Annotated in this window: 28 protein-coding genes and 1 tRNA gene; 10 read left to right on the top strand and 19 right to left on the bottom strand. The window is 69.4% G+C overall.

Annotated features, from left to right (window positions below):
- Positions 1-98: 98 nt before the first annotated feature.
- Positions 99-743 (bottom strand): (d)CMP kinase, encoded by a 645-nt coding sequence (gene cmk / locus QO010_RS23095; protein ID WP_307353019.1) that lies wholly within the window; start codon positions 741-743, stop codon positions 99-101.
- On the bottom strand, positions 744-2063 hold the full coding sequence (gene aroA / locus QO010_RS23090; protein WP_307353018.1) for a 3-phosphoshikimate 1-carboxyvinyltransferase: 1320 nt from the start codon (positions 2061-2063) through the stop codon (positions 744-746).
- A gap of 129 nt (positions 2064-2192) precedes the next feature.
- Here aroA and QO010_RS23085 point away from each other — a divergent pair, with 129 nt between their 5' ends.
- The 5 genes from QO010_RS23085 to QO010_RS23065 all read left to right on the top strand — a co-directional run bounded on the left by QO010_RS23085 (position 2193) and on the right by QO010_RS23065 (position 4241).
- On the top strand, positions 2193-2663 hold the full coding sequence (locus QO010_RS23085; protein WP_307353016.1) for a TIGR02300 family protein: 471 nt from the start codon (positions 2193-2195) through the stop codon (positions 2661-2663).
- Between the two features lie 138 nt (positions 2664-2801).
- A tRNA-Ala gene (locus QO010_RS23080) sits at positions 2802-2877 on the top strand.
- 197 nt (positions 2878-3074) lie between these two features.
- Positions 3075-3377 carry a PadR family transcriptional regulator gene (locus QO010_RS23075; RefSeq protein WP_307353014.1) on the top strand — a complete coding sequence of 101 codons (303 nt, stop codon included), beginning with the start codon at positions 3075-3077 and terminating at the stop codon, positions 3375-3377.
- Positions 3374-3961 carry a hypothetical protein gene (locus tag QO010_RS23070; RefSeq protein ID WP_307353011.1) on the top strand — a complete coding sequence of 196 codons (588 nt, stop codon included), beginning with the start codon at positions 3374-3376 and terminating at the stop codon, positions 3959-3961. The genes QO010_RS23075 and QO010_RS23070 overlap by 4 nt, the downstream gene beginning before the upstream one ends.
- Before the next feature lie 10 nt (positions 3962-3971).
- A complete protein-coding gene (locus QO010_RS23065) occupies positions 3972-4241 on the top strand; it encodes a hypothetical protein (RefSeq protein ID WP_307353009.1) in 270 nt (89 codons plus the stop codon).
- A 132-nt stretch (positions 4242-4373) separates the two neighbouring features.
- Here QO010_RS23065 and QO010_RS23060 read toward each other — a convergent pair whose 3' ends face one another.
- The 3 genes from QO010_RS23060 to QO010_RS23050 are packed head-to-tail and all read right to left on the bottom strand — an operon-like array spanning position 4374 to position 6814.
- Positions 4374-4967, bottom strand: a complete 594-nt coding sequence (locus tag QO010_RS23060; RefSeq protein WP_307353007.1) for a hypothetical protein — start codon at positions 4965-4967, stop codon at positions 4374-4376.
- Positions 4968-6122 carry a M48 family metallopeptidase gene (locus QO010_RS23055; RefSeq protein ID WP_307353005.1) on the bottom strand — a complete coding sequence of 385 codons (1155 nt, stop codon included), beginning with the start codon at positions 6120-6122 and terminating at the stop codon, positions 4968-4970.
- Positions 6122-6814 (bottom strand): hypothetical protein, encoded by a 693-nt coding sequence (locus QO010_RS23050; protein WP_307353003.1) that lies wholly within the window; start codon positions 6812-6814, stop codon positions 6122-6124. Before QO010_RS23050 ends, QO010_RS23055 begins: the two co-directional genes overlap by 1 nt.
- A gap of 241 nt (positions 6815-7055) precedes the next feature.
- Between QO010_RS23050 and QO010_RS23045 the strand changes: the two genes are divergently transcribed.
- Together QO010_RS23045 and QO010_RS23040 are read left to right on the top strand one after the other, a co-directional pair.
- Positions 7056-7499: an Hsp20 family protein gene (locus tag QO010_RS23045; protein WP_307353001.1), complete on the top strand. Its 444-nt coding sequence runs from the start codon at positions 7056-7058 to the stop codon at positions 7497-7499.
- 82 nt (positions 7500-7581) lie between these two features.
- Complete coding sequence (locus tag QO010_RS23040) at positions 7582-7839, top strand: DUF1150 family protein (protein ID WP_307352999.1); 258 nt, start codon at positions 7582-7584, stop codon at positions 7837-7839.
- Between the two features lie 24 nt (positions 7840-7863).
- Here the strand turns inward: QO010_RS23040 and QO010_RS23035 are convergent, their stop codons facing one another.
- Together QO010_RS23035 and QO010_RS23030 are read right to left on the bottom strand one after the other, a co-directional pair.
- Positions 7864-8295 carry an SWIM zinc finger family protein gene (locus QO010_RS23035; protein WP_307352998.1) on the bottom strand — a complete coding sequence of 144 codons (432 nt, stop codon included), beginning with the start codon at positions 8293-8295 and terminating at the stop codon, positions 7864-7866.
- 208 nt (positions 8296-8503) lie between these two features.
- The gene (locus QO010_RS23030; protein WP_307352997.1) at positions 8504-8908 is read right to left on the bottom strand and encodes a metallopeptidase family protein; all 405 of its coding nucleotides are present in this window, start codon (positions 8906-8908) and stop codon (positions 8504-8506) included.
- Between the two features lie 92 nt (positions 8909-9000).
- Between QO010_RS23030 and QO010_RS23025 the strand changes: the two genes are divergently transcribed.
- Positions 9001-11319, top strand: a complete 2319-nt coding sequence (locus tag QO010_RS23025; RefSeq protein WP_307352995.1) for an ATP-binding protein — start codon at positions 9001-9003, stop codon at positions 11317-11319.
- Between the two features lie 377 nt (positions 11320-11696).
- On the opposite strand, the gene QO010_RS23020 is transcribed toward QO010_RS23025, so the two are convergent.
- The 12 genes from QO010_RS23020 to QO010_RS22965 all read right to left on the bottom strand — a co-directional run bounded on the left by QO010_RS23020 (position 11697) and on the right by QO010_RS22965 (position 22293).
- Positions 11697-12017, bottom strand: a complete 321-nt coding sequence (locus QO010_RS23020) for a 2Fe-2S iron-sulfur cluster-binding protein (protein ID WP_307352993.1) — start codon at positions 12015-12017, stop codon at positions 11697-11699.
- A gap of 35 nt (positions 12018-12052) precedes the next feature.
- The gene (locus QO010_RS23015; protein WP_307352991.1) at positions 12053-13279 is read right to left on the bottom strand and encodes an NAD(P)/FAD-dependent oxidoreductase; all 1227 of its coding nucleotides are present in this window, start codon (positions 13277-13279) and stop codon (positions 12053-12055) included.
- 66 nt (positions 13280-13345) lie between these two features.
- Positions 13346-13921, bottom strand: coding sequence for a hypothetical protein (locus tag QO010_RS23010; RefSeq protein WP_307352989.1), 576 nt, complete (start codon positions 13919-13921; stop codon positions 13346-13348).
- A 49-nt stretch (positions 13922-13970) separates the two neighbouring features.
- On the bottom strand, positions 13971-15368 hold the full coding sequence (gene creD, locus QO010_RS23005; protein ID WP_307352987.1) for a cell envelope integrity protein CreD: 1398 nt from the start codon (positions 15366-15368) through the stop codon (positions 13971-13973).
- A gap of 332 nt (positions 15369-15700) precedes the next feature.
- Positions 15701-16483, bottom strand: coding sequence for a succinate dehydrogenase iron-sulfur subunit (locus QO010_RS23000; RefSeq protein ID WP_307352985.1), 783 nt, complete (start codon positions 16481-16483; stop codon positions 15701-15703).
- 12 nt (positions 16484-16495) lie between these two features.
- A complete protein-coding gene (gene sdhA / locus QO010_RS22995; RefSeq protein ID WP_307352984.1) occupies positions 16496-18283 on the bottom strand; it encodes a succinate dehydrogenase flavoprotein subunit in 1788 nt (595 codons plus the stop codon).
- Positions 18270-18671: a succinate dehydrogenase, hydrophobic membrane anchor protein gene (sdhD, locus tag QO010_RS22990; RefSeq protein WP_307352983.1), complete on the bottom strand. Its 402-nt coding sequence runs from the start codon at positions 18669-18671 to the stop codon at positions 18270-18272. Before sdhD ends, sdhA begins: the two co-directional genes overlap by 14 nt.
- Positions 18668-19078, bottom strand: a complete 411-nt coding sequence (gene sdhC / locus QO010_RS22985) for a succinate dehydrogenase, cytochrome b556 subunit (protein WP_307352981.1) — start codon at positions 19076-19078, stop codon at positions 18668-18670. Before sdhC ends, sdhD begins: the two co-directional genes overlap by 4 nt.
- Before the next feature lie 309 nt (positions 19079-19387).
- A complete protein-coding gene (gene zapE / locus QO010_RS22980) occupies positions 19388-20506 on the bottom strand; it encodes a cell division protein ZapE (RefSeq protein ID WP_307352980.1) in 1119 nt (372 codons plus the stop codon).
- A gap of 58 nt (positions 20507-20564) precedes the next feature.
- A complete protein-coding gene (locus tag QO010_RS22975) occupies positions 20565-21221 on the bottom strand; it encodes a hypothetical protein (protein ID WP_307352978.1) in 657 nt (218 codons plus the stop codon).
- 94 nt (positions 21222-21315) lie between these two features.
- Positions 21316-21873, bottom strand: a complete 558-nt coding sequence (locus QO010_RS22970; RefSeq protein WP_307352976.1) for a hypothetical protein — start codon at positions 21871-21873, stop codon at positions 21316-21318.
- Between the two features lie 9 nt (positions 21874-21882).
- On the bottom strand, positions 21883-22293 hold the full coding sequence (locus QO010_RS22965) for a hypothetical protein (protein WP_307352974.1): 411 nt from the start codon (positions 22291-22293) through the stop codon (positions 21883-21885).
- 104 nt (positions 22294-22397) lie between these two features.
- On the opposite strand from QO010_RS22965, the gene rsmI reads away from it, so the two are divergent.
- Positions 22398-23270: a 16S rRNA (cytidine(1402)-2'-O)-methyltransferase gene (gene rsmI / locus QO010_RS22960; RefSeq protein WP_307353050.1), complete on the top strand. Its 873-nt coding sequence runs from the start codon at positions 22398-22400 to the stop codon at positions 23268-23270.
- Positions 23267-23641: a YraN family protein gene (locus tag QO010_RS22955; RefSeq protein ID WP_307352972.1), complete on the top strand. Its 375-nt coding sequence runs from the start codon at positions 23267-23269 to the stop codon at positions 23639-23641. The genes rsmI and QO010_RS22955 overlap by 4 nt, the downstream gene beginning before the upstream one ends.
- Positions 23642-23647: the final 6 nt, after the last annotated feature.

The raw sequence follows: 23647 nt of genomic DNA, 5'->3' as shown, positions 1-23647 counted from the left end.
CGCACAATTGCGCGGAGAGTCCGGGCGTCAGGTGGTTGATGTCGGTAAAAAGCGTCCCGCGGCCGCGAGGTCCTGGCGCGATTGGATTTGCCGCTCGGTCAGTTACCCGACCAGTTGGCGCGCGCCGCCTCGACGATACGGCGGGCCGCATCGAAGGCGCCGTCTATAGTCATTTCGCTGGTGTCGAGCAAGACCGCGTCGTCGGCCCGGACCATCGGCGAGTCGCTGCGGCCGCTGTCGCGTTCGTCCCGGATCCGGATGTCGGCCAGGATGTCGGCGTATTCGACCGCCTCGCCCTGGGCCGTCAGCTGGCGCCAGCGGCGTTCGGCCCGCACTTCGGGGCTGGCGGTGACGAACAGCTTGGCCGGGGCCCAGGGGGCGATGACCGTGGCGATGTCGCGACCGTCGATCACCGCGCCGGGCTCCTGCGCCGCGAAGGCCCGCTGGAAGTCGCGCAGGCATTCCCGGACGGGCGTGTGGATGGCGACCCGGCTGGCCGCCTCGCCGGCCGCGCGGGTGCGGACCTCGGGCTTTTCCAGCTCGGCGGGGTCCAGGGTGCGGGCTACCGCCGTCGCCGCCGCCACGTCGGAGAGATCGCCGCCCTCGGCCAGCAGCCGCACGCCCACGGCGCGGTAGAGCAGCCCGCTGTCGAGCGCCGGATAGCCGTAGAGCCTGGCCAGCTTGGCGGCGATGGTGCCCTTGCCCGAGGCGGCCGGCCCGTCGACGGCGATCAGGAATCCCACTCAGGCCTCCTCGAGGCTGGCGCCGAGCCCACGCATCATGGCGCCGAAGGTCGGGAAGCTGGTGGCGATCATGCCGGGCTCGTCCACCGTCACCGCCGACTGCGCGGCCAGGCCCATGACCAGGAAGCTCATGGCGATGCGGTGGTCGCCTTCCGTCTCGATCGTCACCCCGCCGCGCGGCGGCTGGCCATTGCCGCGGACGATGAAGCCTTCCGGCTCCTCCTCGACATCGACCCCGCAGGCCTCCAGCCCCTGGGCCATCAGGGCGATGCGGTCGCTCTCCTTGACCCGCATTTCGCCCACGCCCCGCATGACGGTCTCGCCGGTCGCGAAGGCGGCGGCCACGGCCAGGGCCGGGTATTCGTCGATCATCGCCGGGGCCCGCTCGGGCGGCACGACGATCCCCTTCAGCGCCGAATGGCGGGCGGTGACGTCGCCGACCGGCTCGCCGCCGGCCTCGCGCTCGTTGGAAATGGTGATGTCGCCGCCCATCTCGATCAGGCTGTCGACCAGCCCGGCCCGCAGCGGATTGAGCAGCATGCCCTCGATGGTGACGCTCGACCCCGGCGTGACCAGGGCCGCGACCAGCGGAAAGGCGGCCGAGGACGGATCGCCCGGCACGAACACCTTCGTCCCCGACAGCGGCTGGCCGCCGGCCATGCGGATCACCCGGCCGTCGGCGGTGTCTTCCACATCCACGGTCACGCCGAAGGCGCGGAACATCCGCTCGGTGTGGTCGCGGGTGGCTTCCGGCTCGATGACCACCACCTCGCCGTGCGCCTGCAGCCCGGCCAGCAGCACCGCCGACTTCACCTGGGCCGAAGCCATGGGCAGGCGGTATTGGATGCCCTTCAGCCCGCCCCCTTTGAGCGTGAGCGGCAACCGCCCGCCCTCCATGGCCTGATAATGCGCGCCCATGGCCTTGAGCGGATCCAGCACCCGGCCCATCGGCCGCTTCCGCAGCGACGCGTCGCCGGTGAAGGTCGCCTCGAAATCGAAACCCGCGGCGGCGCCCATGATCAGCCGCACCCCGGTGCCGGCGTTGCCGCAATCGATGGTCTCGGTGGGGGCTTTGAAGCCCCCCTGGCCCTCGACCCGCCAGCGGCCTTCGCCCAGCCGCTCGACATGAGCGCCGAAGGCCTGCATGGCCCGTCCGGTGGCCAGCACGTCCTCGCCTTCGAGCAGGCCGTCGATCTCGGTGACCCCGCTGGCCAGGGCCCCGAGGATCAAAGCACGGTGGGAAATCGACTTGTCGCCGGGCAGGCGGACATGGCCGTTCAGCGGGCCGCCCGGACGGGCGGTCATGGTGGCGGCAGTCATGATCCTGGAAGCGCCTTCGGGTCTATAAGTGGAGACAAGGGGGATTGCTTTTGACAGCGCCTCGCTCGCGTGGCAAGGGAGCCGCCGCTTTCCGCACCAAGCCATTTTCCCCTTTCAAGGATCGCCAAATTGGCCAATCCCGAACTGGGCGCAAAACAGATTTGCCCCAACTGCCAATCGAAGTTCTACGACCTGGGCCGCCGCCCGGCCCATTGCCCCAAGTGCGGTGAGGACTTCGACCCCGAAGAAGCCCTGCGCTCGCGCCGGGTCCGGGCCCGTTCCGGCCCCGCCGACTACGAGGACGCCGAAGAAAAAGAAGTGAAGCCCACGCCCGAGGAGCCCGATGGCTTCGAGGACGAGGTCGATGACACCCCCGAGATCGACGACGCCGCCGCCGTCGAGCCGGTCGAGGCCGACGACGACGAGGCCGATCCCGACGCGGTGACCCCGCCGGCCCCGGCCGACGACCTGGGCGTCGACTTCGCCGAAGAGACCCTGGAAGAAGAAGCCGACGACGTTCCCTTCCTCGAAGACGACGAGGACGAGGACTTCGACGACGAGATCGAGGGCCTGCCGGAAGAGGGCGACGAGGACATCTGAGGTCCCTTTCGCCCCTCTCCCGCTGGATTTTCAGTGGGCGGGGCAAAAAATCGCGGGGTGGCGGGCTTGATCGGATGAGCCGCTCAGCCTATTACCCCGCCCTCGCCGCCGGCCACACCCGGCGGCGACCCGATCTTCGGGGCTATAGCTCAGCTGGTAGAGCGCTTGAATGGCATTCAAGAGGTCAGCGGTTCGACTCCGCTTAGCTCCACCAACAAGGGCCGTCCGGTAAAGCCGGGCGGCCCTTTCCATTTCCAGCAAACAAAACTCTGTATCCCCAACGAAAGCTGGGGCCCGTGAGGGCTGTCAGCCACGCCGGCGCTTCAAGCCCATCCGCACTCATGGGCCCCAGCTTTCGCTGGGGAAGCGGGATGTGTTGACTCCAAATCCGACATATGTAGATTAAGCCTCATGGCCGAGATCCGCTGGACCCGTCAGACCCGATCCCTGCTCGCCGCCCTCACCGCCGGCGGCGACTGGCGGCATGGCTATGACCTCTCCCGCGAGACGGGGCTGAAGTCGGGGACGCTGTATCCGCTGCTGATCCGGCTGACCGAGCGCGGCTGGCTGGAGACCCGCTGGGAGGATTCGCCCGAACCGGGCCGCCCGCCCCGGCATCTCTATCGGCTGACCGCCGAGGGCAAGGCCCAGGCGCTCACGGCCGGCCGACCGCCGGCTGCCGCGCCGGTTCTCAGCCGGCTGGGCTGGACATGAAACCTGGTCTGCTCGAGCGCCTCCTGGCCGGGCTGCTGACCGAGGCCGGCGGCAAGCATGCCGACTGGGTCCGGGCGGCCCTGGCGGAACTTTCGGCCGCGCCCGATGGGCGGGCGCGGATGGACTGGCTTTGGGGAGTGCTGAGCATGGCGTTTGGAGAGCTTCTGACCCGCACCCTGCTGCCCTGGCGCGGCCGCGAGGGCGAGGCGCCGCCGGACGGCTTTGCGGCCCTGTTCGGCATCGTGGCCCTGGTATTGCCCTTCTATTTCGTGGCCGCCGCCCTGCTGGACCAGATCGGCGTCGGCGTCTTCTTCGCCCCCATCGCCTACTGGCTGGCCGAACCCGGCCGGGCCCGACTGTTCAACGCCGTCGCTCCCGGGGTCATCCTGGGGGCCATAGCCCTGGCGCTCTGGGCCAATCTGGGCGTCACCTTCCGGGGCGGACGCCACATCGCCGGCCTGATCTATGAGATGAAGCTGCGCCTCAGACCCATGAACCTGGCCGTGCTGGCCCTGGGCGGGCTGCTGGCGGCCCTGCTGCTGGGCCACGCCCTGGGCGAGGCCTTCACCTACCGGCCCCATTAGGAGCGCCCTCATGCCGCCGCCCGACCTCTCAACCCCTGAAGGCCGCGCCGCCTACGCCAAGGAGCTGGGCCAGGTCGCCAGGCCCCTGCGCTGGGGCGGGCTGGGCGCCATCGGCCTCTCGGCCATCGGCGTCTGGTGGGTCCGCAGCCAGGACATCCCGGTGCTGCATTCCGCGCCGGGCCTGGCCTTCGTGGGCCTGATGCTGGCCGGCTGGGTGCTGATCGGCTTCGCCATCGCCCAGCGCACCGCCTATCATCGCCGCCGGCTGAGCGAGAAATAGCGCTCTAGGCCGTATCGACAGTCGATTGGTTTGGACTTCAAACCACCCCTCAACCGTCATGGCCGGGCTTGTCCCGGCCATGACGGGTGTTGAGGTGAGGACTGGGCGGATCGCTGAACGTCGATACGGCCCCTAGCTCCCGGTGGGCGCCATCGAGTCCATCACCGACTCTGCGTTCTTGAGGCTGGCGCCGTAATAGTGCTCGGTCGGCGCCACATACATCACCAGATAGAGCCGGTCCTTGACCTGCAGCATCTGGGCCAGGACCGAGATGTCCAGGCCGGCCTTGGTCTTGGCGGTGATCGTGGCGCGGATGGCCTGCTGGCCATTGGCGGTCTTGCCGGGCTTGAGCGAGGCGACCTCGATCCGCTGGTAGCCGAGGACCGAGAGATTGTCGGTGACGAACTCGACCTGCTCGGTCGGGGTCATGCCGGCCCGCACCGTCGGGGTCGGGGTTTCCTTCTTGGCGGGCTTGAGCAGGTAGGCGCCCGGCGCCAGGCCGTTGCTGACATAGAGGTTGTCCAGCAGCGGGCCGTCGATCGACAGCTGCTTGAGGCTCTTGCGGCCGCCCGGCGAGAAGATGGTCACGTCCGACCATTGCCGGTCCAGCGTCACCTGGTTGCCGCCGACGGCGAAGGGGCCGGCCGGCACGCTGGGAATGGTCGTGCAGGCGCTGACCGCCATGGCCAGCAGAGCCGCTCCGGCGATGAGAATCTTTCGGATCATCTAAGTCCCCTCGAGAGTCTTGAGACTGGTCTCGACCAGCCAGCGGTCCTGGGCCTCCGGCGCCCGGGACAGATAGGATTCGAACGCCGTCCTGGCCCGGGCCTTGTCGCCCGCCCGGACATAGAGGTTGCCCAGTTCGCGGAAGGCCTCGGGCGGCACGTCGATCTGCGTCACCGCCGCCTCATAGGCCGCCTGGGCCAGGGCGTCGTCGCCGGCGCCGCGGCGCAGGCGGTAGGCCTCGCCCTTGAAATAGTTCAGGACGCCCATGTCGGTCCCCAGCTGCGAGAGGCGCTGGATCAGATAGAGGCTCTGGCCATAGTCGCGCCGGCGCAGGTCGTCGCGCAGCCAGCTGGCCAGGTGGGGACGGATCACCGCCCGGTAGACGGCCTTGTCGGCCCCCGCGCCCGCCGGCCGGCCCTTGGCCAGGGCGGTCAGGGTGGCGATGCGCTCCTGGTCGATGGGGTGGGTGTTGAAGATGCTGGCCCGGGCCGGGCCCTCGCGCACCTTCTTGAAGTCGGACGCCTTGGCCTCGTCGATCACCCAGGTCCACATGGCCGCCCCGCCGCCGGCGTCGTAGCCGGCCGCCACGGCCCGCTCCAGGCCCTCGCGGTCGGCCTGGCGCTCGTCCTCGCGGCTGTAGGCGCTCAGCGAGGCCGCCGCGCCCAGCGCCGCCAGCAGGCCCAGCGGGCCCGAGACGATGGAGGCCAGCATGGCCACATTGGCCTGGGCCCTGGCCTTGCGCCACTGCTCGATGCCGTGGTTCTCGGTGAAGTGGGTGATCTCGTGGCCCAGCACGAAGGCCAGCTCCGACTCGGTCTCGGCCCGCAGCATGAGGCCCGACCAGACCTCGACATAGCCGTTGGGCGCGGTGATGGCGTTCAGATACGGCCGGTCCAGCAGATAGACCCGCAGGTCCGCGCAATAGTCCCCCGCCACCTTGCAGACCACGCCCTGGACATAGGCGTTCAGCACCGGGTCCTTGTCGAGCTCGGCCGAGTTGCGGGTGTCGAGTTCGGCCCGGTCCAGCAGGTCCCAGATGCCGCCCTCGTCGCTGCTCAGCACCGGCCGGCTGTGCGGCGGGCGCGGCTCGGCGAAGACGGGTGTGACCGCCACGGCCCAGGCGCTGGCCGCCAGCAGGACGTTACGCAGTCGCATCAGAGCGGCGCGCCCTTGAGCAGGGCGGCGACCAGGGCCTTGGAGCCTTCGGGCGAGCGCATGTCGGCCTCGGGTCCGGCGGTGGCCATGTTGAACCAGACGATCTGGCCGGTCTTCAGGTCGACCAGCGAGGCGAAGGCCTGCTGGCTGCCGGGGGCGATCCCCACGCCCAGCAAGGCGGCGCCGACCATGGCGACCTTGCGGCCGGCGCTGGAATAGGAGCCCCGCGCATAGACGAACAGGGCGTAGTCGGCATTGTAGGTCTGACCCAGGGCCTGGGCGCCCTCGCCCAGGGTCCAGTCGAAGGGCCCGGTCCGCGGCTTGGTCGGCAGCGAAAAGCCGCTGTAGTTGAACATCAACACCGACAGCCCGACCGCCTCATGCAGCCGCAGCAACTGGCCGACCTTGCCCTCCATGGCCTCGTCCGGCTTGACGTTGCTGACCGGATGATTGCCCGCCGCCAGGCTGCTCTGGATCTGGCTACGCAGATTGTCCCGCGCCGCGTTGGTCCAGTCGGCCTTAGGTTCAGGAATCCCCGCGATGGTCAGGACGCTGAGCTGAACGTCCGGCTGGACCAGCAGCACCCTGGCGCCGGCCTTGGGGACCGACAGGGTCTGGGTCGAGGTCTTGACGTTGGTTGTCGTACAGGCGGCCATAGCCAGGCACGCCAGGGCCACGATCAAGCGCTTCATGAAACTCCCCCACCGACATCGGCAGCCCCAACCCCAGGGCGTCCCGCCACTCTAGTCGGCGATTTGGCGAACGCGCTATCGGATTCTCGCCGAACGTCAGTCTTTGCCGCTTCGGCGGCGCCTTGAAGTCCACGCCTTGAACGGCGGGTTCACAATCGCCACCTTTAAGTCTGACCGTGGCCGGCGCCGAATTCGGGCCGAACCGCGGGAGTCGCTTTGACGAGGACTCGAAGGATTGAGCATGACGACCCGAACCCTGCTTTTCGACAGTCCCTTCCTGCTCGGCTTTGAGCATACCCGCTCGCTGATCGAGCGGGCCGCCAAGGCCGCGGCCGAGGGCTATCCCCCCTACAATGTCGAGGAACGCGACGACGGCGGCGTGCGCATCACCCTGGCCGTGGCGGGCTTCTCGCCCGACCAGCTGGAAGTCACCCTTGAGGGCGAACAGCTGATCGTGGCCGGACGGCGTAATGAGGGGAGGGGCGACGGCGCCGAGACGCCGGGCAAGGACCGCGCCTACCTGCACCGCGGCATCGCGGCCCGGGGCTTCCTGCGAAGCTTCGTGCTGGCCGAGGGCATGGTGGTCGAACAGGCCCTGCTCGAACATGGCCTGCTGCATATCGACCTGACCCGTCCGGAACCCGAACGCCGGATTGTGAAAATACCGATCAAGAGCGCCGGCTGAACCCGGCTTTTGCCTAGAACCGCTGTGCCGGCCGAACCGGCGGCAAACTGGCGCGTTCAAGTTTATGAAGGAGGTGGTCTAGATGACACCCCAACTGCTTACCACTGAAGCTTTCGCCGCCCTGGGCGCGCCCGATCTGGTCTATGTCCGACCAGTCAAGGCGTCGGAAATTCTGGCTGAATCGCCGATCATTCCTGACCAGGCCGCCGAGCTGGACCCGGAACAGACCCTCTACGCCGTGCACCGCGCCGATGGCGCCCGCCTGGCCGTGCTGGTCGACAAGGGCTCGGCCGTCGCCGCCGCCCTGGCCCACGAACTGGCCCCGGTCTCGGTTCACTAAACCCCTGAGGCGGGTCGGCGGTTTCTAGTCCGCCGGTCCGCCCTCCAGCGCCTTCAACAGCGCTGGATCGCGACGGGCCCGATCGACATCCGCGTCAGGATCGTCGACCCCCTCCATATCCAGCTGATCGCGCAGCCGCTCCAGGCGCTGTCTTATCTTTCGCAGGTCGTCCGGATCGGTCAGCGCCACCTGTTTGGCCGTCGCCGCCACATGCTTGCAGCGCAGGCCGTTCTCGGCGAAGTCGGGGCAACTACAACGGCAATCGGAGGCGTCCCGCGCCCCGAACTCCACGACATAGATGTTGCCGGTCTCGCCGGTGACATGGGCGGTGATCCGCCCGGGCTCGGCCTGGATCAGCTCGACCCAGCCCTTCTGCTGATAGTTGTCGGCGCGCGAGAGCCGCATCTCGGGCATGCCGTCGCGGACCGCCGCCTCATCGACCAGGGCTTCGTTCATGCCGCCTCCATAGCCGATTCGTTCATGGTTTGGACCAGGGCAGCTGCACCCTACCCCAAAATCCGTCATGGCCGGGCTTGTCCCGGCCACCCATGAACACCGGAGCGGACGGTTGTCTGCGGACTGTCCGAGGGCCTGGCTGAACCACCGAGTTCATGGGTCGCCGGGACAAGCCCGGCGATGACGGTTGAAGGGTGGGTTGGAAAACCTACTCCGACGCCTCGATGGCCTCGATCTGGTCGTCCGACAGCCCGAAGTGATGCCCGATCTCGTGGACCAGCACATGCGTCACCAGAAATTCCAGGCTGACATCGCCCCGCTCGGCCCATTCGTCGAGGATGGGCCGGCGATACAGAAACACCCGGCTGGGCGGCGTCGCCTCGAACACCGAGCGGCGGGCCAGGTCGACGCCGTCATAGAGGCCGGTGAGGTCGAAGGCGTCCTCGATGCCCATCTCATCCAGCAGTTTCTCGTCGGCGAAATCCAGCACCCGGATCTCCACCTCGCCGGACAGGGCGCGAAATTCGGGGGGCAAACCATCGAACGCCGCCTGGGCCAGCACGGCGAAGTCGGCGATGGACGGGGCGGGGCTCTGGGCCCAAATCGGCGGCATGGTCATGGCCCCATCATGCCGCGACCGACCGCCCCTTCGCCAGAGCGGCCAACCCAGCCTATGTTGACCCCCATGATTCGGGGCCAAAGGGCATGACCCCTTCCTTTCTGATCCTCGCCGCCGCGGCTGGCTGCATCTGTCTGGCCGTGGGGGCCACGCTGTGGATGCTCGCCCAGAGCCGCCGGACCGACGAGCGGGTCCGCGCCCTGCAGGCCGAGCTGACCCTGGCCCGCGCCCGCACCGAGGCGGCCCAGGCCTCCGCCGAGGCCTTCGACAGCGCCCTGGTGGCGGTCGAGGACGGCCGGGCGGTGCTGGCCTCCGGGGCCGAGAGCCTGGCGGCCTGCGCGGCCCTGTTCGGGCTGGAGGCCAGCGACCCGCAGGGGGTGATCAACGCCCTGATGCGGGCCGATCCCGACCATGCCCGCCGGCTGCGCGCCCTCTTCGAGCGCGGCGAGCCCTGCGCCTTCGAGGCCCGGGGAACGCGCGGCGTGGTCTCGGTCGAGGGCCGGGCCGCCGGGGCCCTGGCCTGGCTGCGGCTGACGGCGCTGGAGGCTGGCGACAGCGGCCTGCCCACCGCCGCCCGCTTCGCCGCCTTCCTCGACGCCCGGGCCGAGCCGGCCTGGATCGCCGGGGCCGATGGCGGGGTGCTGTGGGCCAACAAGGCCTGGCTGACCGCCGTGGAGGCCGACGACTGCGCCGACGCCATCGCCCGGGGCCTCAGCCTCGACCGCTCCACCGACAGCCTGGCCAGCGAGGCCGCCAACCTGGGCCAGCGCCGCGAGGCCACCAAATGGCTGGCCATCGGCGGCCGGCGCCGCGCCTTCAAGATCGTCGCCGAGCCGCTGGAAGGCGGCGGGGTCGGGGTGATCGCCCAGGACCAGACCGAGGTCGAGAAGACCCGCGAGACCCTGCAGCGCCACGTCCAGGCCCATGACGAGACCCTCAACCACATCGCCGAGGCGGTGGCCATCTTCGGCCAGGACCGCCGCCTCTCCTTCCACAACGCCGCCTTCGCCGAGCTCTGGGACCTGGAGCCGGCCTGGCTCGCGGAGCGGCCCACCCATGGCGAGGTCCTCGACCGCCTGCGCCAGCGCCAGCGCCTGCCGGCCACCGCCGACTATGCCGCCTGGAAGGCGTCGGAACTGGCCCGCTACGAGGCCCTCAAGCCCCAGGCCGACGATCCCTGGAGCCTGCCCAACGGCCGCACCCTGCGCGTCGTCCACCAGCCCCACCCGATGGGCGGATTGCTGCTGCTGTTCAGCGACATCACCGACGAACTGAAGTTGAAGGCCGAGTATCGCGGCCTGGTCAACGTCCAGCAGGCCACCCTCGACAAGCTCAGCGACGCCGTCGCGGTGTTCGGGGCCGACGGGCGGCTGCGCCTGCACAACGAGGCCTTCGTCGGCTTCTGGAAGGCCGCCCCCGCCGACTTCGCCGGGGTCGTGCATTTCGAGCGGGTGGTCGAGCTGGCCGCGCCTCGCCTGCACGACCAGACCTTCTGGCTGGAACTGAAGGGCCGCATCGCCGATCCCGATCCCCAGGCCCGCGCGCCCGCCTCGGGCGAACTGCGCACCAGCGACGACCGCATCGCCTCCTGGCTGTCGCGGCCGCTGCCCGACGGCGCCACCCTGATCGCCTTCGCCGACATCACCGAAAAGCGGCGGATGGAAAGCGCCCTGGCCGACCGCTCGGCGGCGCTCAACGAGGCCGAACGGCTCAAGCGCGAGTTCGTCGGCAATGTCAGCTACGAACTGCGCACCCCGCTGACCACCATCATCGGCTATTCCGAACTGCTGGAGCGGGCCGGCGAGAGCCTGTCGGAGCGGGCCCGGGGCCATGTCGCCTCGGTGCGCACCGCCGCCACCCAGCTGGCCCGCTCGATCGACGACGTGCTGGACATGGCCGCCATCGACGCCGGCGAACTGGCCCTGGACATCGGCGACATCAAGGTCGAGGAGCTGCTGGCCGGCGCCGCCCAGCGCCGGGCCCATGACAGCGAAGCCAGCCAGATCAGCATCGTCACTGAAGGCGGCGAGGCGGTGGGCCTGATCCGCGGCGACGCCCAGCGGCTGGGCCAGATCCTCGATCACCTGGTCGAAAACGGCCTGCGCCAGACCCCGCCCGGCGGCACGGTGACCATTTCCGCCGTCCGCGCGGCCGGCGAGGTGCGCCTCCAGGTCAGCGACACCGGCCGCGGCATCCCCTTCCACGTCCAGGCCCACATCTTCGACCGCTTCGTCGGCCGCGAACGCGGCGGCCCCGGCCTGGGCCTGGCCCTGGTCAAGGCGCTCGTGGAACTGCACGGCGGCTGGGTCGACCTGGAGAGCGAACCCGGCGCCGGGGCGGTGTTCACCTGCCACCTGCCGGAAACGGCCCAGCTGGGCGCGGCGCAGCAGGAGCTGGGACTTTAACCCCTAGGGCCGATCGACATTCGCAGGGACTGGGCCGCCAACGCCGCGGGCGGCATGGATGTGGGTTTTTAGGGTCGCTTCGCGACAGGAAGATAAGGGTAGGGAAGAAGTGCAAGCGACGGCGCTGTCCTCAGACCAGTCGTCGCTGATCCGCTGATACCTATCGAGGCGCATCGCGCCTCAACAAGACCCCGCCAGAGGACGGCCCGCCGCGCGCCTCAACCGTTGGGTCCCGGCCGCTTCCTCTTCTTCCCTACCCTTATCTTCCTGTCGCGAAGCGACCCCAAATACCCACGCCTCGACGAGACGCAGAGGTTCGGGTGAAGCCGCAAACGCTCGACGACGCACCCGACAGACCTGAATGTCGATTGGGCCGCTTAGTGCTGGCTTTCCGGCATGGTCACCACCAAGCCGTCCAGCTCATCGCTCACCTTGATCTGGCACGACAGCCGGCTGTTGGGCTCGACGTTCTCGGCGAAGTCCAGCATCGACTCTTCCATGGCCGAGGGGCTGCCGGTCTTGTCCAGCCATTCCTGCTTCACATAGACGTGGCAGGTGGCGCAGGCGCAGGCGCCGCCGCAGTCGGCGTCGATGCCGGGGATGTTGTTCTTGATGGCGCCTTCCATGACGCTCATGCCCGGCTTGACGTCGACCACATGCTCGGTCCCGTCGTGCTCGACATAGGTGATCTTCGCCATTCGTCCCCAACGCCTCTCTGGTGCTCTAGCGGCCTTTAAGCCGCGACCTCTTTCATGGAAATAGCCGGGTTCGCAAGCTTCTCTCGCGAGATGGGCTTGCGGTTCCCGATCAGCTGTCTTCCGGCCATATATTCGGGCGGCGCGTTCACCGCTTCCACGGCCTGGATCAAATCGCCCTTCAAATGGAAGACCGCGAACTTGGCGCTCGCCGGATCGCCGCGCACCAGGATGGAATCGGCGTCGAAGGGAATGCCGGCGATCTGCATCTTCAGGTCATACTGGTCCGACCAGAACCACGGGACCTCGGGCGCCGGGGCCGGGCGGCCGACGATGTCGCAGGCGACCTGCTTGGCCTGTTCCAGCGCATTGGGCACGCTTTCGAGGCGGAAGTTGCGGTCATAGAGCGGCAGGGGCCGGTGGGTGACGTCGCCGATAGCGAACACCGCCGGATCGCTGGTGCGGGCCTGCAGGTCGACGATGACCCCGTCGGCGCAGGCGAGGCCCGCTTCCTTGGCCAGCTCGACATTGGGCATGGCCCCGACCCCGACCAGGGCGGCGTCACAGTCGACCTTGCGGCCGTCGGAGAGCACCACCCGGCGGATCTGGCCGTCTTCGCCCTCGAAGCCCTGGACACCCGCCCCCAGCTCGAACTTGACGCCCTTGGCGCGGTGATAGTCCTGGAAGAAGTTCGACAGCACCTCGCAGGCCACCCGGGCCAGCACCCGGGGCTCGCGCTCGATGACCATGACGTGCGAGCCCAGGGCCCGGGCCGAGGCCGCCGCCTCCAACCCGACATAGCCGCCGCCGATCACCGCCAGCCGCCTGTCCGGCCCCAGCGCCGCCTTGAGGTCCTCCGCGTCGGCGGCGGTGCGCAGTTCCAGCACCCCCTTCAGGTCGGCGCCGGGAATGGGCAGCTTGCGGGCCCGGGCGCCGGTGGCCAGGACCAGGACATCGTACTGCAGGGTCTCGCCGGTGTTCAGCGTCACCGTCCTGGCGCCGCGATTGAGGCTGGCAGCCACGGTGTTCAGTCTCAGGTCGACGCCGTTCTCGGCGTACCATTCCGCCGGCTTGAGGCTCAGGCTATCGGCGTCGGCCTCGCCCTTCAGCCAGGCCTTGGACAGCGGCGGGCGCTGATAGGGAACGATCGGCTCCTCGCCGACCAGCACGATGGGGCCCTCGAAGCCGTACTGGCGCAGGAAGCCGGCCGCCGAGCCGCCGGCATGGCCGGCGCCGATGATCACCACGCGGGGTCCTGAACTCACGGCTTTCCTCCTAGTCCGCGTTCATGACGCGGGCGTCACTTTTTGACAAGTCAGTTGGCCCCCCTTCTAGCTGGGGTGTACTGCCCAGAACCACCCATAGAACAGCACCCAGCCGGCGCTGAAGAGGATTGTCAGCCCCCGCCTCGATATTCGTCCCTGCGCCAGCCGCCGCGCCAGGGCGAAGGCCAGCGCCACGACGATGAACCGCGGCAGCCGCACCGGAAACGCCGCCGCCATCCAGGCCGGCAGCGAGGCCCCCGAGCTGGGGGCCAGCATCGCATAGACCTTGTAGGGCGTGCTGCTCATCGGCCCCTTGAGCGCCGCGACCAGCCAGCCGTCGCGGGCGATGTCGGTTCGAGCCTGGGCGATCATCGCGTCCGAGACCGAGGGAATCGCCGCGACTGCGGAGAGCGCCGCCGCCGGGTCACGCTGGCTCCAGACATACATCGCCCCGCCGCCCAGGCCGGCTCCGGCCGCCGCCAGCAGGCAGGCGATCAGCCCGGCCCGCAGGCCTTTGCTCAGGGCCACGCCGCTGATGATCACATCGGGCACGACGAAGAACAGGAACCCCTCGGCCAGGCCCCACAGCAAGGCCGCCCAGCTCCAGAGGGGCGGGCGGCGCTGCTTCTGCCTGTCAGGCATGATCCCCTCCGGCGCCCCCCTTGGACACTGAACCGGAGGGGATCACCCGTCAAACCGCTCCGGCTGGGGACGAGGGTTCGACGGTCACCGGGCCGGCGCCGGGGCGGGCGCCGTACCAGTCCAGTTTCCGGGTCAGCCACATCACCGCCGCCAGGCCGATGAAGCCGGCCAGCGATCCGGCGAGCAGGGCAAAGTCCTCGAGCCGCATCAGCAGGTAGATCAGGCCATAGAGCAGGCTGAACACCACCAGGGCCTGGACGGCATACCGCCGGCCCTGGAACGCCGCCCCGGCATAGAGGCCGATCAGCCCCACCGTCGCCGTCGCCGCCAGGGCGAAGCCGACATCGAACCCGACATATTCCGAGAGGCTGAGCAGCAGCAGGTAGAAGATCATCTGGGCCAGGCCGACCATCAGATACTGGGCCGGGTGCAGCCGCCGGCCCGACAGCGCCTCAAAGCAGAAGAAGGTCAGAAAGACCAGGCCGACGAACAGGATGGCGTATTTCAGCGAGCGGGTGACGCTCTGATAGGGGTTGGCGATGCGGGCCAGGGTCACCCCGACGTCCTTGCTGGAGAGGGCGCTCAAGGAGAGGCTGCCGACGTCGCCGGCGGCCGGCAGGCCCCGGGCGATGAAGGGCAGGGTCCAGAGGGCGTGGAAGCCGCTGGCGTCGATGCGGTGGTTGTCGGCGATGAAGCCGCCGTCGAAGCTGGGGGCGCTCCAGTCGCCGGTCACATCGACCCGGGTCGACTTGGCGAAGGGCACGATGCTGAGCCGCTGGGCGCCGGTGAAGCTGAGCTGGGCCTGCACCCGCCCGCCGGTGATCAAGGGGCCGGCCGGGGCCGCGACCAGGCCAAAGCCGGTCGGCTGGTCGCTCAGATAGAGGCCCGAGGCCGGGGCGAAGGCCAGCTTCGCCTGCCCCGTCGGGGTGGTCACCGTGGCGGTGACGTCGGCCTTGGCCCCGCGCAGGTCGGAGAAGCCGACCACGATCTGGGCCCGGCTCCAGTCGACCACCGCCCCGGCCGGCAGGGCCAGGCTCTGCGGGACCGGCGCGAAGGCCGCGTCCAGGGTCGTATCGGCCCGATAGACCGGCACCTCGAAGATGCCCCGCCGCTTGACGCTGGTATGGATCGTCGCGTTGGCCGCGCCTGTTTCTGCCGAGACCACATACCAGCCGGTCGCCTGCTTGCCCTCCTTGTCGGGGGCCAGGGCGTAGGGCGCCACCAAGAGCGGCCCCAGCACCTGCTGCGATCCACCCTGCAGGGCCGAGACCTCGGCCACCACCTGGTTGGACCGCTGGGTGCGCTCGGAGACCAGGGCGAAGACGAACAGGGCCGGAATGACCATCAGCCCGGCCAGGGCCGCCACCAGCAACGCCTTGGCCCCCCAGCCGGTGGCCCCTCGGCCGCGGCCGGGAATGGGAATGGTGATGGTGCTCGGCTCGCTCATGGTCTTGCCCCTGGGTTGGTCAGGTCAGCAGATCACGGCCCCGTGTGCAGCGATGCGGGCAAGTTCGACAAAGGCCGGGACGGGTGCGGACGAAACCGCACAACCCACTCCGCCCATGTAGGGGCGAAGCCTCGGCGAGAATCCTCCCCCGGAGGGGGAGGGGGACCATGCGGAGCATGGTGGAGGGGGTTTGAGCCTACATGCAGGCGTCAGGATAGAACGCGGCGGATCGGCTGAGGGAACCTCCGGGTGTGGATGTAGTGGCTGACCCCCTCCACCACGCCTTCGGCGCGGTCCCCCTCCCCCTCCGGGGGAGGATTTTCAGAGAGCCGCTACAGCACCCGCTCCGCCATCAGCTTCTTGATCTCCGCAATCGCCAGCGCCGGGTTCAGCCCCTTGGGGCACACCTGCGCACAGTTCATGATGGTGTGGCAGCGGTAGAGCTTGAAGGGGTCTTCCAGGGCGTCCAGCCGCTCGCCGGTCGCCTCGTCGCGGCTGTCGATGATCCAGCGATAGGCGTGCAGCAGAGTGGCCGGGCCCAGATACTTCTCGCCGTTCCACCAGTAGCTGGGGCAGGACGTCGTGCAGCAGGCGCAGAGGATGCACTCGTAGAGGCCGTCCAGCTTCTCGCGGTCGGCGATGGTCTGGCGCCATTCGGTGCGCGGCTCGGGGGTCTCGGTGTGCAGCCAGGGCTCGATCGAGGCGTACTGAGCGTAGAACATGGTCAGGTCCGGGATCAGGTCCTTGACCACCGGCATCGAGGGCAGCGGGCTGATCTGGATGTCGCCGCCGGGGACCTCTTCCCAGCCATGGGTGCAGGCCAGGGTGTTGCGCCCGCCGATGTTCATGGCGCAGGAGCCGCAGACCCCTTCCCGGCACGAGCGCCGGAACGACAGCGTCGGGTCCATGGTGTTCTTGATGTGGATCAGCACGTCCAGCAGCATCGGGCCGCAGGCGTCGACGTCCACGTCATAGCTGTCCCAGCGCGGGTTCTCGGTCCCCTCGGGATCGTAGCGGTAGATGCGGAAGGTCTTGACCTTCTTGGCCCCGGCCGGCGCGGACCAGTGCCGGCCCTTGCCGACCTTGGAGTTCTTCGGAAGCGTGAGCTGAACCATCTGGGCGCCGTCCTAGTACACCCGCGCCTTGGGCGGGATGTAGTCGATGTCGTTGGTGAGCGTGTAGCTGTGGACCGGGCGGTAATCGATCTTCACCGCCCCGGTGGCGTCGTCGAACCAGGCCAGGGTGTGCTTCATCCAGTTGGCGTCGTCGCGGTCGGGGAAGTCCTCGCGGGCGTGGGCCCCCCGGCTTTCGGTGCGGTTGGCCGCGCCGTTGACGGTGACGATGGCCTGGCCGACCAGGTTGTCGAACTCCAGGGTCTCCATCAGGTCGCTGTTCCAGATGAGACCCCGGTCGAACACGGCGATGTCCTTGCGGGCGGCCTGGACGGCGGCCAGCCTTTGCACGCCCGACTGCAGGGTCTCGCCGGTGCGGAAGACGGCGGCGTCCTCCTGCATGGCCTTCTGCATCTCCAGACGGAGGGAGGCGGTCGAGCGCCCGCCCTTGGCGTTTCTCAAAGCGTCGAAACGGGCCAGGTGGCCGTCGGTCCAGGCGTCCTTCAGCTCCGGCTGGGTCGCCCCGGCCTTGAGGGTCGCGCCGCAATGCAGGCCGACCGCCCGGCCGAACACCACCAGGTCGATCAGGCTGTTGGAGCCCAGCCGGTTGGCGCCATGCACCGAGACGCAGGCCGCCTCGCCCACGGCCATCAGGCCCGGCACGACGGTGTCGGGGTTGCCGGCGGTGAGGGTCAGCACCTCGCCGTTCACGTTCGTCGGGATGCCGCCCATATTGTAGTGCACGGTCGGCAGGACGGGGATCGGGGCCTTGGTGACGTCCACCCCGGCGAAGATCTTGGCCGTCTCGGAAATGCCCGGCAGGCGCTGGTGCAGCACCTTGGGATCCAGGTGGTCCAGGTGCAGGAAGATGTGGTCCTTGCCGGGGCCGACGCCGCGGCCCTCCCGGATCTCGATGGTCATGGCCCGGCTGACCATGTCGCGCGGGGCCAGGTCCTTCACGCTGGGGGCGTAGCGCTCCATGAAGCGCTCGCCCTCACTGTTGGTCAGGTAGCCGCCCTCGCCGCGGGCGCCTTCGGTGATCAGGCAGCCGGCGCCGTAGATGCCGGTCGGGTGGAACTGCACGAACTCCATGTCCTGCAGCGGCAGGCCGGCGCGCAGGGCCATGGCGTTGCCGTCGCCCGTGCAGGTGTGGGCCGAGGTGGCGTTCTGGTAGGCGCGGCCATAGCCGCCGGTGGCCAGGATGACCTGCTGGGCCTGGAAGCGGTGCAGGGTGCCGTCGTCCAGCTTCCAGGCGGTGACGCCCCGGCAGACGCCCTCGTCCATGATCAGGTCGAGGGCGAAATACTCGATGAAGAACTCCACCGACTTGGAGAGCGACTGGCCGTACATGGTGTGCAGCATGGCGTGGCCGGTGCGGTCGGCCGCCGCGCAGGTGCGCTGGATCGGGGCCTCGCCATAGTTGCGGGTCATGCCGCCGAAGGCCCGCTGGTAGATCTTGCCGTCCTCGGTGCGCGAGAAGGGCACGCCCCAGTGCTCCAGCTCATAGACGGCGGCCGGGGCGTTGCGGGTCAGGTATTCGATGGCGTCCTGGTCGCCCAGCCAGTCCGACCCCTTGACGGTGTCGTACATGTGCCAGCGCCAGTCATCCTCGCCCATGTTGCCGAGCGAGGCCGAGATGCCGCCCTGGGCGGCCACGGTGTGGCTGCGGGTCGGGAAGACCTTGGTGACGCAGGCGGTCTTCAGGCCGGCCTCGGCGCAGCCCAGCGCCGCGCGCAGGCCCGAGCCGCCGGCCCCGACCACCACCACGTCGAAGCGGTGATCGATGAACTTATAGGCTGACATAGGGGGCTCCGCTGAGCGCGACCCGCAGGATCGCGAAGATGGCCAGGCCGCCGCCCAGACCGCAGACGAACAGGTTGAGGATCAGCAGCGCCGCCTTGCTGAACGGCTTGTGGATATAGTCCTCGACCACCACCCGCAGGCCGCTGTGCATATGGATGAAGCTGACCGCGAACAGTAGCACCAGCAGCACCGCGTTCAGCGGCTCATGGACCCAGGTCAGGGCCGAGTCGTAGTCGTAGAGGGCCAGCTTCAGGGCGGCGAACACCGCCCAGAGGCTCAAGGGGACCAGGGCGATCGAGCTGACCCGCTCGCCGATCCAGTGGCCGGCCCCGTGATGGGCCGCGCCCAGGCCGCGGGCGCGTTTGAGGGGGGTGCGGTAGCCGCTCACTTGACCGCTCCGATGCTGAAGGCGATGGCCCAGACCGCGACCGAGGCGGCGAGCGCGAAGGCGATGATCAGGATGCTGCTGAAGTTGGCCGTCTTGATATCCAGCCCCTTGCCGCTGTCCCAGACCAGGTGCCGCAGGCCGTTGGCCAGGTGGTAGAAGAGCGCCACCGTCAGCCCGAACAGCACCAGCCGCCCGAGCGGTGAGGCGAGCAGGCTCATATAGCCGTGATAGGCGTCCGGCCCCGAGGCCAGGGCCAGGGCCCAGCCGGCCCCGATCAGCGCCCCGACATAGAGACCGACTCCGGTCATCCGGTGGAGGATCGAGGTCAGCATGGTCACATGCCAGCGCCAGACCTGCAGATGGGGCGACATGGGGCGCTCGCGCGCCCCCGGCGAGGCTTGGGTCATGAGGGAGCTTTCGCGATCATAGGGCCCCGGTATTAAGCCCGAGGGCCGGGGTGTCAACGAATGGGGGCTTCCTTATTGCGCGAGGCAGGGTGATCGATTCGCGAAGTCCCAGCGCCAATCCTCACCCGGAGGGGGAGGGGGACCGCGCCGAAGGCGTGGTGGAGGGGGTTTGAGCCTACATCCAGGCGTCAGGAAAGAACGCGGCGGATCGGCCGAGGGAACCTGCAAAGGTGGATGTAGTGGCTGACCCCCTCCACCACCGCTTCGCGGCGGTCCCCCTCCCCCTCCGGGTGAGGATTGTAGGAGAGCTTACTCCCTAACCCGTTCCAGCCAGTCCGCCGAGCGCATCTCCTCCAGCCGCGAGGCCGTGCGCTCGAACTCGAACGCCCCATCCCCCGCCGGATACAGCGCCCCCGGTTCGGCGGCGGCCAGGACGACCAGCTTGGCTTCGGCCTCGTACAACGCGTCGATCAGGGTGACGAACCGCCGCGCGGCGTCGCGGCGGGCGGGGACCAATGTGGGGACGTCTTCCAGGAAGACGGTGTGGAAGCGCTGGGCCAGGGCCAGGTAGTCCTGGGGGCCCAGGGCATGGTCGCAGAGGCTGGCGAAGCTGGCCCGCAGCAGGCCGCCGCTGGCTCTTGGCAGATGCAGATGCCGTCCGAGCACTTCCAGGGTCGCGCCGGGCTCGTCATGGCCGTCGAGCATCTCGCGCCACAGCCGGTCGAAGCCGCCCTCATTGTCGGGGTCGATGGGCGAGAACCAGGTCCGGGCGGCCCGCAGCCGGTCCAGGCGGAAATCGGTCGGGCCGCGCACCCCGACGATCTGCATCCGCGCCTTCAGCATGGCGATAAAGGGCAGGAAGAGCTGGCGGTTGATGCCGTCCTTGTAGAGCTCGTCCGGCGGGCGGTTGGAGGTGGCGACCAGGGTCACGCCTTCCTCGAACAGCGCCTCGAACAGCCTTCCTAAGATCATGGCGTCGGCGATGTCGGTGACCTGCAGCTCGTCGAAACACAGCAGCCGCGCCTCGCCGGCGATCAGCCGGGCGGTGGGGCCGATGGGATCGTCCCCCTTGGCCTCGCCGAACCTCGCCTTGCGAGCGGCCGCATCGCCGGCCCGCCATTCGCCCACCAGTCGATGAACCTCCGCCATGAACACATGGAAATGCGTCCGCCGCTTGCGGGTCACCGGCGCCGAGTCGAAGAACAGGTCCATCAGCATGGATTTGCCCCGCCCGACGGGCCCCCAGAGATAGACCCCCAGCTGGCTCTTGGCCTTGCGCCCGAACAGCAAAAAGCCCGGCTCGCCCGCCTGGTCCAGGTCCGCCTCCAGCCGGGCCAGGGCGTCGAGCGCCCCGGCCTGGGCGGTGTCCGGCTGGATCTCGCCCCGCGCCAGGCGCTCGCGATAGGCGGTGCGGACCGTTTGCGTCATCGCTGCCCGGTTAGCCCGCGCCGGGGCCAAGCACAATCGGCCGGCTCAATAGGTCGGCTCAATAGGTGACGGGCCGCTTGACCCCCACCTCCGCCCGCACGAACCGCCAGGTCTGCGGCCGCTCGCAGACGCAGGCCCGCATGACCCCGTCCTTGGTCCACCAGATCAGGGTGGGGTAGCGCCCATCGCCACCCCTCACCCCATTGTCGGCCAGCAGCGGGGCCAGTTCGTCGACAAAGTCGCGGCCGGCCTCGACCACGGCGGTGCGGGCGGTGTCGCCGTCGGCCGGGCGAATATCGCCGGCGATCCAGGTCTCCAGGTCGGCGTCCCACCAGCGCTCGGCCAGCTCCCAGCGGCGGTTCAACCACAGCTCCGCCACCGTCGTGCGCTCGGCCGGGCTGGAGCGGACGACGCCGTTCCTGTCGCGCCGCGCCACCATGATCAGCCGGATATCGACCCCGGCCTTGAGCAGCTTGGGAAACTCCTCCGCCCGATAGCGGATGCAGTCGGGGCAGCTCCGAAAACCGATCATGTAGAGCCTGGGGCCGCTGTTGCCCGGCGCCACCCAGCCGGCCCTGTCCAGCAGGGCGGCGATCTCGGCCTGGTGTTTGGTGATGGTCTTGGGCCGCCAGCGCCCGTCGAACCACCACCAGGCAAAGCCGATGGCCAGGACCACCGTGAGGGCCAGGATCAGCCAGAGGATCAGCTTCTTCATCGGCGGCTTTCGTCAATCAGGCCTTCTAGGTCAGGCCAAGACGGCCTGGGGTCAAGCCTGGCTACCTCAACCGGTGGCTGGCGGGCGCCGCCGGCTAGAGACCGAACACGTTCCGCACCACGCGCCAGGTGGCGGCCTCTTCGCAGACCAGCCCCCACCAGCCGCCATCCCATTCCGGCCAGATCAGGGTCGGGTAGCGGAACCGGTCCGGGGTGACGCCCTCGTCCAGCAACAGCGGCGTCAGCGCCTCGATCAGTTCACGGCCCGCCTCGACCGCCAGGCTGCGAAAGGAATCGCCGTCGGCCGGCGGTACGCCCTCTGCCGTCCAGTCGGCGAGCGGCGCCCTCTCCCAGCGCTCGGCCAGGGCCCAGCTGCGGTGCAGCCACAGCTCGGCGACGGTCGTGCGCTCGATCGCCGTGGATTTGGCGACGCCGTCCTGGTCGGGCCGGGCGATGGTGATCAGCCGGATGTCGACCCCGGCCGCGATCAGGTCGTCGAACAGCGCCGCCTTCAGCCGCACCGTGTCGCCACAGCTTCGGAAGCCGATTACGTACAGCGGCCGTCCGCCCCGGCCGGGCGAGACCCAGCCGGCGTCTTCGAGAAGCGCCGCGATGAGGGGGCTGTGACGGGCGAGCCGAACGGGGTCTGCCATCAACGCCCTTTAGTTGACGGTGATCACGATATCGAGGCAGGCGATCTGGCGCCACCGGCCCTCTGTCCGCTCATAGTAGCAGTCGATGGCCCCATAGTCCGTCCAGCGCCCAAGCCGGGCGAAGCCCCGGTCGGCCGTCACGCTCAGGTATTGGACCCCGCCACCGCGCTTGCGGCAGCTCGAACGCCCGGCCGGCCAGCCTAGCCGAACCTCCCGCCAGCCGCGCTCGTAGGACATGCTCAGTTCGCTGGCCCGTTTCCAGCTCGCCTCATCCCGGGTCATGTTCCAGCGAGGCGGCTCAGCCAGGACGGAGCAGACTTCATTCTGGAAGCTCACGGCCTCGGGACTGGGCGCCGCCAAGGCTTGGCCGCCCGTGTTGGCAAGGCTCGCTGCCGCCAACGCCAGGATCGCCTTTTTCATGCGCGTCTCCTTCCGTGGGCCATTGGGTCGCCGGAACCTCGACAGGTCAAGCTTGACCTGGGCCGTCCGGCTGGCAACTTCCCTCCTCCCTGAGGATCACCGCCCTGGCCAACCACCCGCCCCCGCCGCCCCTGTCCGACGCCCCGCTGGCGCCGGGGCTGTATCTGGTGGCCACGCCCATCGGCAACCTGCGCGACATCACCCTCAGAGCCCTGGACGTGCTGAACGCCGCCGACCTGGTCCTGGCCGAGGACACCCGGGTCACCGCCAAGCTGCTGACCGCCTATGGCCTGAAGAAGAAGCTGCTCCGCTATGACGAGCATTCCGCCGAGCGCTCGGGCCCCCAGGCGCTGGACCTGATCGCCGAGGGCGGCCGGGTCGCCCAGGTCTCCGACGCCGGCACGCCGCTGGTCAGCGATCCCGGCCTGCATCTGGCCCGGCAGGCCATAGCCGCCGGCCTGCCGGTGTTTCCCATCCCCGGCGCCTCCGCCGCGCTGGCGGCCCTGACCATAGCGGGCCTGCCCAGCGACCGCTTCCTGTTCGCCGGCTTCCCGCCGCCCAAATCCGCCGCCCGCAAGACCTGGCTCGCGGAGATGGCCCACCTCAGGGCCACCCTGATCTTCTTCGAGGGCGGCCCGCGCCTGGCCGCCAGCCTGGCCGACATGGCCGGGATCTTCGGCCCCGACCGCCCCGCCGCCGTGGCCCGTGAGCTGACCAAGCTCTACGAGACCTGCATCCGGGGCACGCTCGCCGAGCTGGCCGCCAATCCGAAGCTCGACGCCCCCAAGGGAGAGATCGTCGTGCTGGTCGGGCCCGGCGCGGAAGTGGCCTCCACCCTCGCCGACGCCGACGCCGCCCTGCGCGAGGCCCTGACCCGTCTGGCCCCCGGCGAGGCCGCCTCGGAAGTCGCCAAGGCCTTGGGCCTCAATCGCCGCGAGCTCTATCGCCAGGCCCTGGCCATGAAGGATCCGAAGTGAGCGAGGTCCGCCGCCTGCGGGGCCTCAAGGCCCGTGGCGAGGGCCGCTGGGCCGAGGTCCAGGCCGCCCTGCTGCTGATGGCCAAGGGCTATCGGATCCTGGGGTTCCGGCTGGCCGCGCGGCAGGGCGAGATCGACATCCTGGCCCTGCGCGGCAAGGTTCTCGCCGCCGTCGAGGTCAAGCGCCGCACCAGTCTCGAAGCCGCCCTCGAGGCCGTCTATCCGGCCCAGCGCGAGCGCATCCGCAGAGCCGCCGAGCGGGTCGCGGCCACCCGATCGTCCCTGGCCGGGGTCATGGTGCGGCTCGACCTGATCGCGCTGGCCCCCGGCCGTTGGCCGAGACATATTCCCGACGCCTGGCAGGGAGGGTAGAAGAGC

Source organism: Caulobacter ginsengisoli (assembly GCF_030814835.1).
GTDB classification, from domain to species: Bacteria; Pseudomonadota; Alphaproteobacteria; order Caulobacterales; family Caulobacteraceae; genus Caulobacter; species Caulobacter ginsengisoli.
This window is presented reverse-complemented; position numbering and strand designations above follow the sequence as displayed.